The sequence below is a fragment of the Vallitalea maricola genome, from assembly GCF_036985595.1.
GTDB classification, from domain to species: Bacteria; Bacillota; Clostridia; order Lachnospirales; family Vallitaleaceae; genus Vallitalea; species Vallitalea maricola.
In genome coordinates, this window is the sequence record NZ_BTPU01000005.1 from 62,060 (window position 1) to 78,680 (window position 16,621).

The 16,621-nt window shown below is 31.0% G+C and carries 14 protein-coding genes; 13 read left to right on the plus strand and 1 reads right to left on the minus strand.

Going from position 1 to position 16,621, the window contains the following annotated elements:
- The first annotated feature begins 206 nt into the window (after nt 1–206).
- The 6 genes from glmS (at nt 207) to AACQ14_RS01895 (ending at nt 6,675) form a co-directional block, all read left to right on the plus strand.
- Nucleotides 207–623 (plus strand): methylaspartate mutase subunit S, encoded by a 417-nt coding sequence (gene glmS, locus AACQ14_RS01870; protein WP_339361870.1) that lies wholly within the window; start codon nt 207–209, stop codon nt 621–623.
- Complete coding sequence (glmL, locus tag AACQ14_RS01875; protein ID WP_339361871.1) at nt 623–2,014, plus strand: methylaspartate mutase accessory protein GlmL; 1,392 nt, start codon at nt 623–625, stop codon at nt 2,012–2,014. Before glmS ends, glmL begins: the two co-directional genes overlap by 1 nt.
- Nucleotide 2,015: 1 nt before the next feature.
- Nucleotides 2,016–3,467, plus strand: coding sequence for a methylaspartate mutase subunit E (locus tag AACQ14_RS01880; protein ID WP_339361872.1), 1,452 nt, complete (start codon nt 2,016–2,018; stop codon nt 3,465–3,467).
- Nucleotides 3,468–3,512: 45 nt separating this feature from the next.
- Complete coding sequence (locus AACQ14_RS01885) at nt 3,513–4,772, plus strand: methylaspartate ammonia-lyase (RefSeq protein ID WP_339361873.1); 1,260 nt, start codon at nt 3,513–3,515, stop codon at nt 4,770–4,772.
- Between the two features lie 199 nt (nt 4,773–4,971).
- Complete coding sequence (locus tag AACQ14_RS01890) at nt 4,972–6,333, plus strand: acyclic terpene utilization AtuA family protein (protein ID WP_339361874.1); 1,362 nt, start codon at nt 4,972–4,974, stop codon at nt 6,331–6,333.
- A gap of 24 nt (nt 6,334–6,357) precedes the next feature.
- Complete coding sequence (locus tag AACQ14_RS01895) at nt 6,358–6,675, plus strand: DUF4387 domain-containing protein (protein WP_339361875.1); 318 nt, start codon at nt 6,358–6,360, stop codon at nt 6,673–6,675.
- 97 nt (nt 6,676–6,772) lie between these two features.
- Here AACQ14_RS01895 and AACQ14_RS01900 read toward each other — a convergent pair whose 3' ends face one another.
- Nucleotides 6,773–7,735 carry a LacI family DNA-binding transcriptional regulator gene (locus AACQ14_RS01900; protein WP_339361876.1) on the minus strand — a complete coding sequence of 321 codons (963 nt, stop codon included), beginning with the start codon at nt 7,733–7,735 and terminating at the stop codon, nt 6,773–6,775.
- Nucleotides 7,736–8,331: 596 nt separating this feature from the next.
- Between AACQ14_RS01900 and AACQ14_RS01905 the strand changes: the two genes are divergently transcribed.
- The 7 genes from AACQ14_RS01905 (at nt 8,332) to AACQ14_RS01935 (ending at nt 16,497) form a co-directional block, all read left to right on the plus strand.
- A complete protein-coding gene (locus AACQ14_RS01905; RefSeq protein WP_339361877.1) occupies nt 8,332–10,029 on the plus strand; it encodes an extracellular solute-binding protein in 1,698 nt (565 codons plus the stop codon).
- 113 nt (nt 10,030–10,142) lie between these two features.
- On the plus strand, nt 10,143–11,087 hold the full coding sequence (locus AACQ14_RS01910; RefSeq protein ID WP_339361878.1) for an ABC transporter permease: 945 nt from the start codon (nt 10,143–10,145) through the stop codon (nt 11,085–11,087).
- A gap of 17 nt (nt 11,088–11,104) precedes the next feature.
- Nucleotides 11,105–11,995 (plus strand): carbohydrate ABC transporter permease, encoded by an 891-nt coding sequence (locus AACQ14_RS01915; RefSeq protein ID WP_339361879.1) that lies wholly within the window; start codon nt 11,105–11,107, stop codon nt 11,993–11,995.
- A gap of 33 nt (nt 11,996–12,028) precedes the next feature.
- Nucleotides 12,029–12,982 (plus strand): sugar phosphate isomerase/epimerase family protein, encoded by a 954-nt coding sequence (locus AACQ14_RS01920; RefSeq protein ID WP_339361880.1) that lies wholly within the window; start codon nt 12,029–12,031, stop codon nt 12,980–12,982.
- Between the two features lie 134 nt (nt 12,983–13,116).
- The gene (locus AACQ14_RS01925; RefSeq protein WP_339361881.1) at nt 13,117–14,247 is read left to right on the plus strand and encodes a Gfo/Idh/MocA family protein; all 1,131 of its coding nucleotides are present in this window, start codon (nt 13,117–13,119) and stop codon (nt 14,245–14,247) included.
- Nucleotides 14,248–14,412: 165 nt separating this feature from the next.
- Nucleotides 14,413–15,294 carry a hypothetical protein gene (locus AACQ14_RS01930; protein WP_339361882.1) on the plus strand — a complete coding sequence of 294 codons (882 nt, stop codon included), beginning with the start codon at nt 14,413–14,415 and terminating at the stop codon, nt 15,292–15,294.
- A gap of 270 nt (nt 15,295–15,564) precedes the next feature.
- Nucleotides 15,565–16,497 carry an alanine-tRNA synthetase second additional domain-containing protein gene (locus AACQ14_RS01935; RefSeq protein WP_339361883.1) on the plus strand — a complete coding sequence of 311 codons (933 nt, stop codon included), beginning with the start codon at nt 15,565–15,567 and terminating at the stop codon, nt 16,495–16,497.
- Nucleotides 16,498–16,621: the final 124 nt, after the last annotated feature.

A 16,621-nucleotide genomic window follows, 5' to 3' on the forward strand; every position in this document is an offset into this window, starting at 1 on the left:
ATAATGGTAGAGGTGTAGATAAGTATAGTGTAATTCATGAATTATTGTATACAATGCTACAAAAAAACAAGTGTTTAATTTGGTAAATTGTGCATAATATATAAAAAAGCTATTGACATATCATATTATTCATTATATATTAAGGGCATAGTTAATGTTAGGTATAATACCCTTAAAAATAATTAATTGTAATTTGGAGGGACAAAATGAATAATAAAAAGATAGTGTTAGGTGTAATTGGTGCAGATGTTCATGCAGTCGGGAATAAAATATTAGCATATGCATTTGAAAACGCAGGATTCAAAGTAATTAACTTAGGTGTAATGGTTTCACAGGAAGAATATATCAAGGCAGCTATAGAGACTGGAGCTGATGCTATTTTAGTATCGTCATTATACGGACATGGAGAACTGGATTGTAGAGGACTGAGAGAGAAATGTAAAGAAGCAGGCATTGGCAATATTTTACTATACGTTGGTGGAAATTTAGTAGTTGGTAAGACACCATTTGAAGAAGTTAAGCAGAAATTTTTACATATGGGATTTAATAAAGTATATCCTCCAGGAACACTTCCAGATGTATCTATTAAAGATCTTAAAGAAGATTTAGGAGTGAATGATTAATGGAAGCAGTATTGCTTATTGATTTTGGCAGTACCTATACCAAAGTAACTGCAGTAGATCTTGAAAATAAAGCTATTATAGGAACTTCAAAATCATTTACAACAATTGAATCAGATATATGTGAAGGACTGAATAATGCTCTAGATAAACTAGAATCCAAGCATAAGAATTTATCTATAAAAGAAATGTTTGCTTGCAGTAGTGCTGCTGGAGGATTAAGGATGGTAGCAATAGGCTTAGTTCCAGATTTAACTGCTGAAGCGGCTAAAAGAGCTGCACTGAGTGCAGGCGCTAAAGTGATGAAAGTATTTTCTTATGAACTTAATGAGAGTGAAGCAGAAGAGATAGAGAATATTAGACCAGATATTATATTGTTAACAGGTGGGACAGACGGTGGTAATAAAGAAGTTATTTTACATAATGCTAAGATACTAGCTTCATTAAAGACAAAAGCACCTATTATTGTAGCTGGTAATAAATCAGTACAGGAAAAAGTTGCAGATATTTTAAGTGAGAAAGAGATTACTGTATGTGAAAATGTAATGCCGGAGCTTGATGTTCTAAACATTGAATCAGCTAGGCTTGCTATAAGAGAGGTTTTTCTGAGAAGGATAGTCTATGCCAAAGGACTTTCAAAAGTAAAGGATTTAATAGAAGGTATTATCATGCCAACACCTTCTGCAGTATTGGGAGCAGCTAAACTTCTAGCAGAAGGTACCAAAAAAGAAAAAGGAATAGGAGACTTGATAGTTGTTGACGTAGGTGGAGCTACCACAGATATCCATTCCATAGCAGAAGGGTTACCCAGCAAAGGAGGGGTACTTTTAAAAGGACTTCCAGAGCCATTTGTCAAAAGAACTGTTGAAGGTGATTTAGGAGTAAGGTACAGCGCAGATGCTCTAGTAGGTACTTGTGGTATTGACGAGTTATTGAATAAGGCTGAACTGTCAGAGAATCAAATAAACGAGTATCAACAATTTATTAAAGCTAACCCAGGATATATAACTGATAGTGATGAAATATTTGAGAAATTTGATTTTGGGCTGGCTTCATTAGCAGTAAAAAATGCTACTAAAAGACATGTTGGAACAATAGAAACACATTATACTCCTTTTGGAGCGACTTATGTACAGACAGGTAAGGACTTGACAACTGTGAGAAATATTATTGGAACTGGTGGTCCAATAATTAATTGTAAAAGGGCCAAGGAGGTTTTGAAAGAGTCACTTTTCGATCCTCTTGAACCAACAGTATTAAAACCTATGCGAGGTAAGATTTTTATAGATAGTAAGTATATATTTGCTGCTATGGGATTACTAGCAGTCAAGTATCCAGATATTGCACTAAGTATTATGAAAAATGAAATAAAACTAATTTTAGAGGTGGATTAATATGGAATTAAAAAATAAGAAGATAGATAGTAAACTTTTTAAAACTATACAGGATGAAGTACTTTTTCAATGGTCAACAGGTAATGAAGTAGATTTTGAAGAAGCGGTAAAATACCATGAAGCCATTCCAGAACATAAGATATTTTCCAGAAAACTTAGTGAAGCCAGTAAATTGGGTAATACATTGATACAGCCAAGAGCAGGGGTTGCATTAGTTGATAAGCACATAGAACTTCTTAATTATCTTGTAGATGAAGGAGAAGCTGATTTATTACCAACAACTATTGACAGCTACACAAGACACAATAGATATAATGAAGCTGAAAAAGGAATTAATGAAAGTAGAAAAGCAGGAAGGTCACTTCTAAACGGATTTCCTGCAGTTAATCATGGCATTTCTTTATGTAGAAAAGTAAATGAATCTGTAAATGTACCTGTTGAAGTTAGACATGGTACACCAGATGCAAGACTACTTGCTGAGATAACAATAGCAGGTGGGTTTACCTCCTATGAAGGTGGAGGAATCTCTTATAACATTCCATATTCGAAAAATATACCCCTAGATAAAACTATATATGATTGGCAGTATGTTGACCGCCTTATAGGTCTCTATGAAGAAGCAGGCATTAGTATTAATAGAGAACCTTTTGGTCCGCTTACTGGAACATTAGTACCCCCATGTATTTCCCATAGTGTTGCAATTATAGAAAGTTTACTTGCAGCAGAACAAGGAGTTAAGAATATTACTGTGGGCTATGGACAATGTGGTAACTTAATTCAAGATGTGGCAGCTATTAGTACTTTAAAGACACTTACAGAAGAATATCTACAAAAATTAGGCTATGAAGACGTTATAGTTACTACTGTGTTACATCAATGGATGGGTGGATTTCCTGAAGATGAATCAAAAGCATTTGGCGTTATTTCATGGGGAGCAGCTACAGCAGCATTAGCTGGAGCAACAAAAGTAATAGTAAAAACACCTCACGAAGCTATGGGTGTTCCAACTAAAGAAGCTAATGCAAGTGGTATAAAAGCTACTAAACAAGTTGTAACTATGTTAAGAGACCAAAAGATGGAACTTACTAAAGAACTAGAAGAAGAGAAAAACATAATTAAAGCTGAAACACGCTGTATCATAGACAAAACAATAGAACTTGGGGAAGGTGACATTGCTGTTGGAACTCTAAGAGCATTTGCGGCAGGTGTTATAGACATACCTTTTGCACCAAGTAGACAAAATGCAGGAAAAGTATTTCCAGCTAGAGATAATATGGGAGCAGTTAGATTCTTAGAATGTGCCAATATACCATTTACTAAAGAAATCAAAGATTATCATTATAGCAAAATGCTTGAAAGAGCAAAATACGAAAAAAGAGATATGAGTTTCCAAATGGTTATTGATGATATATATGCAATAGGTAAAGGAAGATTGGTGGGAAGACCAAGATAATAATAGTAGATACTGTAATTGTATTCTTAGAAGGGAATGGAAAAAATGAAAATTGTAGACGTTATTCTATCGGAAGGGAAAACAGGTTTTTTCTTTGATGACCAGAGAGCGATAAAAAAACATGCTGTACAAAATGGAGCTACATATAGTGGGGAACCAATTACCAAAGGATTTAGTTCTGTAAGGCAAGCTGGTGAGGCGATATCAGTTATGCTTTTATTAGAAGATGGACAAATAGCTTATGGGGATTGTGCAGCAGTTCAGTATTCTGGGGCAGGTGGAAGAGATCCACTATTTCTTGCAAAAGAATATATACCAATCATAGATAGGTATATTAAACCAGTATTAGTAGGTAGAGAATTAACTAGTTTTAAAGATTTAGCAGAAGAAATTGATAATTATGTATTGCCTTCAGGTGAAAGATTGCATACAGCTGTAAGATATGGGGTTACTCAAGCTATTTTAGATGCTGTAGCAAAGAGTAAAAAAATGATAATGGCAGAGGTGGTTGCAGATGAATATGATACTACTGTTTCTAAGGTAGAGATTCCTATATTTATGCAATCTGGAGATGATAGATATAATAACGTTGATAAGATGATATTGAAAGGTGCTGATATTCTACCTCATGGTCTTATTAATAATGTTAAGTTGAAATTAGGAGAAAAAGGCGAGTTGTTAAAAAAATATATCATGTGGATTCGTGATAGGGTTGTTGAAATAAGAGATAATAATGATTATCAGCCAGTTATCCATATAGATGTATATGGTACTATTGGACTTATCTTTAATAATGATTGTGACAGGATGGTTGAATACCTTAAGGAGCTTGAGAAAGCGGCTCATCCATTGACTTTGAGAATTGAAGGACCTATGGATATGGAAGAAAGAACAGCTCAGATGAAAGCTTTGAGTGAACTTTGTAGAAAATTGGATGATAATGGAGTTCATGTTGAGATAGTAGCTGATGAATGGTGTAATACATTTGATGATATTAAGTATTTTGCTGATAATGGAGCAGGACATATGATTCAGATTAAGACTCCAGATCTTGGGGGCATCAATAATACTATTGAAGCTGTTTTGTATTGTAAGGAAAAAGGAATAGGGGCTTATCAAGGTGGTACTTGTAATGAGACTGATAGGTCATCACAAGTTTGTGTGCATTTGGCTATGGCTACTGAACCAGTTCAGATTCTTGCGAAACCAGGAATGGGTGTGGATGAAGGATATATGATTGTTTTTAATGAGATGGAGAGGATATTGGCTATTAGGGAGATGAAGGAAAGAAATAACATGGTTTAGTTTTTATTATTGGTGTAAGTCGGTCAGGGTAGAAAAGTGTACTAATCACTTGCCTTACCCTGGGAAGCGGTCGGTCTGCGTGATTAGTACACTTTTCACCCTTCGGTGGATGAATTGACGGATAGATTGTGGATATATATAAAAATTTAAGATAAATTAAGTTGTTTGGATTGAGATTTGAGAAAGGATGGGATTTATAATGAGTAGAGAATTGAGAGTGTTGTCTCCAACGGCTATATTGGGTTATGGTTTTCCTATGGAATCATTTGAAGAAGGAATGAAGAGAAAACCTCATGTTATAGCGGTTGATGCTGGTTCTACTGATCCGGGGCCTTATTATCTTGGAGCGGGAATTTCTTTTACTGATGAATCGGCTGTTAAGAGAGATTTGGAGATTATGATAAAGGCTGCAAGAGAAAGTGGTATTCCTGTTATTGTTGGAACTGCTGGTGGTTCGGGTGGAGAGCCTCATTTACAGGAGGTTGTTGAGATAGTTAAGAGTATTGGTGAAGATAATGGTTTATCTTTTAAGATGGCTGTAATACATGCTGAGATTGAGAAGGAGTATGTTATTAATAAGCTGTTGGATGGGAAAGTAAAACCTTTGCATCCGGTTCCAGAGTTGACATTGGAAGAGTTGGAGAAGACAGAGCGTATTGTGGGACAAATGGGTCTTGAACCTATTATTAAGGCACTGGAAGAGGGGGCAGAAGTTATTATTGCTGGTAGAGCATATGATCCTACTGTTTTTGCTGCGTTAGCGGTCAAGGAAGGGTTTGATGCTGGATTAGCACTTCATATGGGTAAGATATTGGAGTGTGCTAGTATTGCGGCTACACCTGGTAGTGGAAGTGATTGTATGTTTGGTTACTTAGGAGAGGATAATTTCAGATTGGAACCTCTTAACCCTATTAGAAAATGTACTACTTTGTCTGTAGCGGCGCATACTTTGTATGAAAAGACTAATCCTTATATATTGCCAGGACCTGGTGGAATATTAGATTTACAGGATACGAAGTTTCATCAAGAAACAGATAATATTGTAAAAGTTACTGGTTCAAAATTTGTGCCTTCTAATGTTTATACTGTTAAATTGGAAGGAACTAAGAAGGTTGGTTATAGAACAGTTTCAATAGCAGGGACTAGAGATAGTATAATGATTTCTCAGATTGAATCAATTATACAAGAAGTTAGAGATAGAGTAAAAGATAATTTCAAGGATGCAGATTATAAATATCATTTGGATTTTAAAGTGTATGGTAGAGATGCGGTAATGGGTTCTCTTGAACCAAAGAAAGAAATTACTAGTCATGAGATTGGTATTGTCATAGAAGCGGTAGCGGATACTCAGAAGATTGCTAATACAATATGTAGTTTTGCTAGGTCTACAATGCTTCATTATGGTTATGATGGAAGAATATCAACAGCTGGAAATTTGGCATTTCCTTATTCGCCTTCTGACTTTAAAGCTGGAGAGGTGTATGAATTCAGTATCTATCATATAGTAGAGGTAGATGATCCATATGAATTATTTAAGATTGATTATTTTAATGTGCAGTAATTAAGTAAGGAGGGATTTGGTATCATGAAAACTAAGTTGAAAGATATAGCAGAAGTAATTAGAAGTAAAAATGCTGGTCCTTATGAATTAACTTTTGATATCATTTTTAAAGATTGGGAGATATTTGAAAAAGCTTGTGAGAAAAAAATTATCAATGAAAAAGTTATAGCTGATTTATATCATATATCTATGGAAGATGTTATTAATATAATAGAATTCAAACCAGCAAAAGCAATAAAAGCAACAATAGTCCGTCCTATGGCATCTGGGAGGTTAGGTGAGACAGATGTTTATGGTGCTCAGCAGCATGCGCCTTTGGTTGATTTAGAGGTGGACTTATAAATGATTCAGGCATCCAGTATACAATAATGGATGCCTTTGTTAATTTAGTTTTTTTAGCTTAAAGAATTTAAAGATTAAAATAACATTATAAAAGAAACTAGATACCATTAATAAGCTTATAGGCTAATATATTATTCTTCTCGTATGATTTTCCTTCAATTTTATTAAGTAGAACTTCAACTGCTTTAGTACCAATTTCAAAGAAAGGTTGTTTAATGCAGGTAATATTATCATCAATTATATCTAAAAAATAAGTTCCATCGAAACTAACGATATCTATATTTCGCTTGAATTTTTTTAGTGCCTTTAAAGCATAAACTGCTTGAAAATCTGAGTTAATAATTAAAGCATCAGTATCTGGATATTTAATTATATGATCTATAACTTGATTTCCAAAATCAAATTTCTTTGAATTAGATTTTTGAAAACTGTTAGGAGTATAATTTATATTAAATTCATCTAATGCTTTTATAATCCCTTTTTTTCTGTTTTTTGAGGAACTAGATTCTCCTTTAGCACTGAAATATGCTATATTTTTTTTGCCAAGACGTATTAGATATTTTGTTATTTCATATGCCGCTTGTTCATTATTAATTGTTATTATAGGCATATCTACGTCATCAAAATACTCTGAACACATTACAACATTATAGGATTGATTTAATTCAATAAAAAGTTCTTTTTTTATTGATGATGAAACAAAAATAGCTCCTTCAACCTGTCTGCCTTTCAGTAAATCTGTATATGTAGATATAGTAGCAAGATTTCCTTCACGAACAGTTATAATAGTTTTATAACCTTTAAGATTAAGAGTTTGGACGATACCATCAATCATTACATTAAAAACAGGATTAATAATGTCTGGAATAACTACTAGAATCATGTTTGTTTTTCTTCCACGCATATTTTGGGCTATAAATTGTGGGTAATAATTAGTTTCGTTTATAACGCTTAAAACTTTATTTCTTGTTTCTAATTTAACTTTTGGGTTATTATTTATTACTCTTGATACAGTAGCTACAGATACTCCAGAACGTTGAGCAATTTCTTTTATATTCATTTTATATCACTCCAAAAAATTTGTTTAATTTTAAAATATATTATATTATTTAATAAATTCTAATGGGTAATGAGTTAGCCTAATTCGTTAATACATATAAATATCTTGACTATGAATTAAGACTATGATACAATTAAACATGCAAAATACATTGCGATATTCTATAGCTTACCATGTAATTAATTACATGTCAATTATTTGTTGTAATTTACCCTAAATTAAGTAGTATTAAAAATTAAAAGGACAGAAACACTATAATTATTTTTTTGAAACAAAATGTAATTAATTACATTAGTATTGCTTTCTATATTTTACCTGATATTATATTACATATTATGGTGATATAAGGGATAATTAGGCTGGTATATATTTGGTTGTTACAAATGTAATTAATTACATTTGTAACAATTAGATTAGATATATTATATGTATATAGTTCTAGGATTTGGATAAATTAGAAAAGACAATAATCTAAAATAATAAGTAAGATTAAGTTACACATTAAAAAGGGTAAGCATTAGGATATCATTTACAAAGTTAAGGAAGGGCTATTTTTAATTTGTACAAAATTACATAATGTAAAAGGAGTGTTTTTAATGAAAAAAGTATTAAGCTTATTATTTGTTGGCATATTATTTATTGGTGTTGGATGTAGTAGTAATCAGAATAATACTAAATTACCTCAAAAAGAGTCAAAAAAAGAAAGTAATGTTATTTATGATGGAACATATGGTCCGATTGTTAAAGATAAAATTACATTGTCAGTATTCTTTAATGATAATGCCAACACACCGTCTGATGATAAAGAAATATGGCAACAGTTAGAAAAAGATTTGAATGTTGATATTGAACATACTGCAAATCCTAATGCAAAATCTGTTGATGATTATAATTTGCATGCAATTGATGGATTTCCATCGGATATCGTAGGTGGAAGCAAAATATATGCAGATGCACAAAGATATGCTGAACAAGGAGCTTTTTATCCATTACATGAATTAGAACATGTTATGCCTAACTTTCACCAATATTTAAATAAACCAGAAAATTCTGAAATAAAAGCTGCAATTATGGGGATCGATGGTGAATATTATATTATTCCTAATTTAAATCCACCAGCAACATATATAATTGCTGGTACGGCAATGTTTATTCGTCAAGATTGGCTTGATAAATTAGGGTTAGAAGTACCGCAAACTACTGAGGAATTAGAGCAGGTTCTTATAGCCTTTAGAGATGGAGATGCAAATGGTAACGGCTTAAAAGATGAAGTTCCATTAGTAGGAAATTTAAATAAAACCTATGCATCGTTACCAACATTATTTGGGGCTAGAACTAGAGATAAAGAACCAACTAATGGGAAGATGATAGCTGAAGGAACTAGTGTAAAGCATGCATGGTTTACAGAAGACATGAAAAATGCGATTATTGAACTTTCTCGTTGGTATGATGAAGGATTAATTGATCCAGAATTTATTACTTTTGAAGGAGATCCTTTAGCATATTATTTTCCTAACGATTTAGCTGGTGTAACATACGAACCATTATATTGGGGAGGGCGTTTAAACTATCGTGATGATGCACCAGAAGGATTTAATTTAGTTGGAATGCTACCACCAGTAAATCAAGTAACAAATGAAAGAATGTATAATGATGAACGTTATCGTTTAAAAGATCATGGATGGGCAATTTCCAGTAGTAGTAAGAATCCAGAAGCCGCAGCTGCATTTCTAGATACTTTCTTTACAGAAGAAGGTCATGATCTAATTGGTTTTGGTATAAAGGGTATACATTATGATGATATTGAAACTAAACAATTGTTTGGAATGGATTTTAGAGTTCCACATTATATTGGTGAAATAGGTACTGAAATCTATGAGGAAGGAAAAACTCGTTTAACAGCAGTTAAAGAACGAGGAGGTAGATTGCCATTAGGGTTAGAAAATGATTATGAATTAGGATATGGTAATTTAGATGAAGAATTACCAGCATCATATAATACATTTGTTTTATATGATGAAGCAAAGAAAAGTGGAGAACTTAAATCGGGGGAATATTTACCATTATTAAATGGATTTATGACATCTGAGGAAAGAGATGAAGTTGCAAAGTTAAAATCTTCTATTGATTCATATGCAGAAGAAAATTATCATATCTTCTTAACAATACCATATAAAAAAATTGATGATAAAACTTGGAATGCTTATATAGAAGATGCAAAAAAATTAGGATTAGATAAATTAGAAAAGATTTATACTACAGCTTATGCAAGATATTTAGAAGCAAACAAGTAAATCTGTACTCTACCAAGAGATATCCTATATAGTTAAACTATTAGGATATCTCAATTATGTAAGAATAAGAAGGAAAAATTACTCTAGAACAGATTGTGTTAGGAGGTTCTAAATTGAAAAAAACAAAATTATCAGTGGCAGAGTATATGAAAGACATAAAGAAAAATAAATTATTATATATAATGATTATTCCGGTTTTGATTTGGTATGGGTTGTTTTATTTTAAACCTCTATATGGTCTAACAATTGCATTTAAAGATTTTAGCCCTTTTATGGGAATTACAGATAGCCCTTGGGTCGGTTTGGACAACTTTAGAGAATTGCTATTTGGAAAAGGTTCGATATATTTTTGGAGAGCATTAAAAAATACTATCATAATTAATTTTTATGGAATTGTATGGTTCTTTCCAATTCCAATTATATTAGCATTATTTTTCTTTGAAATGACTAATAAGGTTCGAAGAAATTTTTATCAAGTTATTCTATACCTACCACATTTTATATCTGTAGTAGTTATAACAAGTATAATTATAAAGCTGTTATCACCATCAAGTGGTATTGTCAATCAAATATTAGTTAGTTTGGGTATTATTGATAAACCAATACATTTTTTGATTGAACCAATATATTATAGAACAATATACATTTTATCTGCCATATGGCAAAATTCAGGATATTCATCAATAATATATTTTGCCAGTTTAATGGCAATATCACCTCAATTATATGAAGCTGCTGAACTGGCTGGTGCAACATGGTTCCAAAAAGTACGTTATATTAGTCTGCCAGGAATTAAAGGAACAATAATGATAATGTTTATTCTAAAAATTGGTAGCTTATTAACTTTAGGTTATGAAAAAACATTGTTATTGTATACACCACAAACATATGAAGTGGCAGATATATTAAGTACGTATATCTATAGACATGGTATTCAAGGTGCTGGTGATATATCTATGGTGACGGCTGCTGAATTATTTCAAGCCTTGATTGCGTTAACTACAACTTTTATTGCTAATAAAATTGTGAAAAAGTATTCAGAAGTATCATTATGGTAGAGAGGAGATATAAGCAAATGAAAGTGAAACGTAAATTTAAAAAAAGAACTCAAACTTCTATTATAATTAATGCTTTTTTTATATTGACCACAATAATTACATTATATCCTTTAATATATGTTTTATCAGTATCATTAAGTTCTGGATTAGCATTTAGTCGTGGAGAAGTTGTACTTTTCCCTATTGATATCACATTTGAATCATATAGATATGTACTTAAAGATATGAGTTTTTGGGGATCTTACTCAAATACTTTTATATATGTTATTTTTGGAACTATATTTAATATGGTAATAACAGTACTGGCAGCTTTTCCGTTATCCAGAAGAGATTTTAAACTTCGTAATTCATTAAATAAGTTTTTAGTGTTGACTATGTGGCTTGGTGTTGGTATGATCCCTCAATATCTTAATTATAAAAGTTTGGGAATGACTAATTCAAGAATTGCGATTATTTTAGGCTTTGGATTATCTGCTTTTAATATTATTTTACTTAGAAATTATTTTGAAAACAATATTCCTAAAGACCTTGAAGAAGCTGCAGAAATTGATGGGGCTAATCTTTTTCAAGTGTTAAATAATGTATATTTGCCGTTATCAAAATCTATTGTTGCAACATTAACAACTTTTTATGGAGTTATGAGATGGAACTCTTGGTTCTGGGAATCACTTTTATTAAAAGATGTTAATAAAATACCACTTCAAGTTTATATACGTAAACAGTTAACGACATTAAATGAAATAATGAATTCTATGGATCAAGAGGCGATTATTGGTAATGGGTTAATAAGTTATGAAACAGTATTTTATGCTCTCTTAGTATGTTCGCTTATCCCAATTGTAATTGGACTTCCATATTTAGCGAAGTATTTTAGTAAAGGTGTACTCTCAGGTAGTGTAAAAAGTTAATTTGAAATAAAAAAAAGAAAGAGGAATGATAGTATGAATAAAATAGCTGTTAGCAATACATTTAATGGATATACAAATAGTGTTGAAGGACGAGAAGAACAATTAAGAAAAATATCTGATGCAAAGATTGGATATATTCATTGGCAATATGATGGAACGGGATATTATATATATTCTCAATATGAAATGAAAATGATAAAAGAGTGGTTAGATACATATGGACTTAAAGCATATTCTGTTCATGCATCAGAAGGCGGTAAAAACTCAAGTTTCCCATTTAAAGATCGTGAAGAAAGATTTAAAGTTAGAAATTATTGGGATAATCTAAAAGATTTTACTTCTGAAAATGAGTATGTTAGAAAAGCAGGAGTTGATTTGATTAGAAACAGAATTGATTTAGCTCATGCTATTGGTACAGATAGTATTGTTCTTCATTTATTAGTACCGTATGGAGAAATTGAAATGAAAAAAGGTTATAAGGATGTATTTTATAATCAAGTAATTAAATCATTCAAAGAGCTAGAGCCCTATTGTAGGGAGAAAGGTGTGAAAATTGCACTTGAAAATTTATTTACAGAACCTTACCAATATGAAATTGAAAAATTTGAATTGATATTTAATGAATTTGATAAGGATTTTATGGGATTTTGTTTTGATTCCGGTCATGGGATATTATTGAATCCTGATAATGAAATGGATTTTTTAGAAAGATATAAAGAAAGACTCTTAGTTTTGCACTTGCACGAAAATGATGGTAGAGATGATTCGCATACCATACCTTTTCAAGTCAATAATAATTTTAATTGGCAAAGGTTTGCAGAGATTATGGCAGAAATTAACTATGATGATCCATTGTTATTTGAAACTAACATGAATAGAGCAGGAACTACTTCCTGTGAAACAAGATTTTTTGAAGTTATTCATAATGCAGGAAATAAGTTATGGGAAATGATTGAAAAAGAAAAGAAAATGTTAATGAAAAAATAAGAATAATCTATAGACTATAGCCATTAGACTAGTTAAATTTGTCTTATAAATAATTTGATAAATATGTTATAATATAAAAGTTCCTATATGAAATAGGAACTTTTATTTAGGTATTTAATTAAGGAGGACTGCAAATGAATATTAATTATAATTTAGTAGGATTGGGATTTATTGGTAAGATACATTTGGTCGCTATGAATAATTTTAACTTATTAGGTTTACCTATAGAGAGTTCTATTATAAAGAATCAATTAGTTACAAGAAATCCCGATGTAAGATTAAAAATAGCCAAATCATTTGGTTTTGAAAAAACTGTTGATTCACAATCAATATGTTTAGATAGTAATGATATAGGGTTACTTGATATATGTAGTCCTAATATTTATCATAAAGATTTGATATTAAAAGCGTTGGAAGCAGGAGCTAATATATACTGTGAAAAACCTCTTTCTATGAATGATTCTGAGACTAAGGAAATATTAGATAAATATAGCAAAAGTAAATCAAAGATTCAATTATGTTATACATTGAGATATATTCCAGCTTTTGCAAAAGCAAGAGCAGCTATTGAAAACAATGTAATTGGCGAGATTACTAGTTTTCGTATAGAATATTATCATTCCTCATATCTTAACCCTGATAAACTTTATGCCTGGAGATTGAACAAAGAAATCAGTGGAGGAGGAGCACTGTATGATCTAGGTAGTCATGCTTTTGACATATTACAATTTTTAGTTGAGCCAGTTAAGGAGGTTATGTGTTTTACTGATACTTTTGTAAAAACAAGAAAAGATAGTCGAGGCAATGAAAAAGCAGTCACAGTTGATGATTGGGCACTAACCCATGTACATACTAGTAGTAACATAAAGGGAACTGTTGAAGTATCTAGAATAGCAGTAGGTGATGATGGAATTAGAGTAAGAATTTATGGAACCAAAGGTTCATTGTTTGTTGATGTCTATGATAATCCTCTAGATGCTAAATATTATAATTTCCTAGGAAATATAATACATCTTGATGAAGATTATTATAAAGATGATAGTTATTATAAGCATATGATTAAATTTTATCCAGCTGCTAAGATGTCTCAAGGTTTTTTTATGGATTCACACATAGCTTCATTAGCTTCATTTATATATCAAATTGAAAATGATATTGTTGTTGATAAAGCACCTTCAATTAATCAATGTAAAAATATTGAAGGTATTTTAGATGCGTGCCAAAAATCAGTTGAAACTAAATCTTTTGAGAAAATTAGCATTTAGAGTAGATTTATATAGTATTATGTAAAAATATATGTGAATAAATACCTATATCTATACATACTTATTACTAATTAACAACAATCAACTTATTTGTTATAATATGAAGGCTGTGTTTATATATAGCATTGTATAAATTAAATTAAATAATATTAACGGAGGGTAACTATGAGTATTATCTTAGGTCTATTATCATTAATAGTTAGTATCGCTTTACCAGTAATCATAATGGTATTTACAGATTTTCAAATTATTCATTTTTCATTGTTCTTTATTGTGCCAGTAGGAGCTATTGGAGTAGGTTATGTATGTGGCTTCGGATTTTTCAAAGGATTATTCTTATCCCAGAAGAAGATAAAAGGTGCACATTTTTTCATTGGTGTGTTAATGGCAATTATTTGTCTGGTATCAATTAAATATGCTACATATTATTTGACTTGTTTTGATGAACAAACTCAGGATATTGTTTATACTTTAGATGGGGACCATATTAGTAATTATGAGATAGATGGATATGGTACAATGACTTTTTTCAATTATAATAAATATCTAATCGAGAATACGCCAATTACTTTTAGTCGTCGTTCACGTACTTTGGCAGAAGTATCTAACCCAACTTTTGGATGGATAATAGCTATAATTGATTATCTTGGTATTATAGCAGGTTGTTTATTATCTGGTTCAGGTATAAAAGGTAAAAGTGAATATTGTGATACTTGTAATAAGTATAAAAAGAGTAAAAAGATATTCAATATACCAAAAGCTAATGGAAAAGCTTTCTTTGATGAACTAGAAACATTAGTGAAAGATATGAATATGGATGTATTCCTAGAAGAAATTATACAGAAACATGTTAACAAAGGTGAAAAATCAGATGAATACTATGAATGTCATTTAGTTTATTGTGAAAGCTGTAGAACTGCATCTTTCAAATTCAAATTGTTTGAAAGGACTTCTAAAAATAAAATAGAGGAAAACAGTAGTTTCAATTACAATATCAAAGTTAATTATGATTTGGTAAGAAGTTACATTAATCAAAATGCAGCATAATAATTGAATAGATTTTCTATGATATATAGGGTCACAAGAGTAGAATTAACATTAAAATCTTAATTGATTTTGCTCATCTTATTATCTATAATTAAAAATAACGGTATCATTAGTGCTTTTGTTATGATACTATGTTGTTAAGAATAAATATGAGGTGAAAGCGATGAAAAGTTTTAATATAGATACTGTATGTGTACCCTATATTTATTATATAGAGTATAATGGTAATGCTAAATCATCTGTTGGTGGTTATGTGAAGGAAGTGATATCATGGCTATAACATTATTGCAGGAAGCGTTGATGTATTCAGTTTATTTTGCGCCTAGGGGTAGAAAAAGATTATTAAATCTAGGTCATCAGATATCTCAGAGATATTTAAGTCCACTAGATAACCTTGTAGGTGTCATTGGTGATGCAGGAGCAGGAAAATCTGTTTTTATTAAAGGTATGTTTCCAGGACTAGAACTTACCAATGATGATGATGGAGTTAATGTAAGACCTCTACCATTATTAGATGGTGCAGATACAGGCTTTTTTAGTAGCCATACGTATCATATTGATGTTAGATTCGAATCAGCATTTACACAAATATATATGTTAGCTGATGCCGTAAGAGAAGCAGTAAATAATGGAAAAAGAGTCATCGTTGAACATTTTGAATTACTATATCCATATCTTAATATTAATGCAGATATAATAATTGGTATAGGAGAAGAAGTTATTGTGACACGACCTAGTATATTTGGTCCATGTCCAGGTGATATTGCAAATATTGTTCACAAATCAATAAAATTCAGAAGAATGGCTCATACAGCAGAAGATTTAACTGGTTTTGTTTTAGAAAAACAATTTGGATTTGAACATTGTGAGGGACATAATGACGTAAAACATGGTTTTGTTCTAGAATTTGATACTAAACCTAATATAGACATTGATGTTCTAGAGGAAAAGACCAAGGAACTTATTGAAAAGAATGTTGATGTGTGTTATGTTGATGATAATCATATAGCTATAGATAATATTAACTTCCCATGTACTGGACCAAGAATACATCTAAGAAATTCTTCTGAAATAGAACATTTTCAACTGGTCAATGAATTAAAATATAATCCGCTGACTAATAGCTATGCATTAATAGGCATTATAGGTTTTGAAGATAAAATTAATATTAATGAATTAAATAGCTTGAAGTATCATCTATAAGATATATCTAAAATTAATGCTTGAAATGGAATAATTTTCATGATATTATAAATAAGTAAATAAATAGAATTAGTGAAAAGGAGGTCATGTAAATGTTAAAAACTAATATAAATACTGGGAAAAA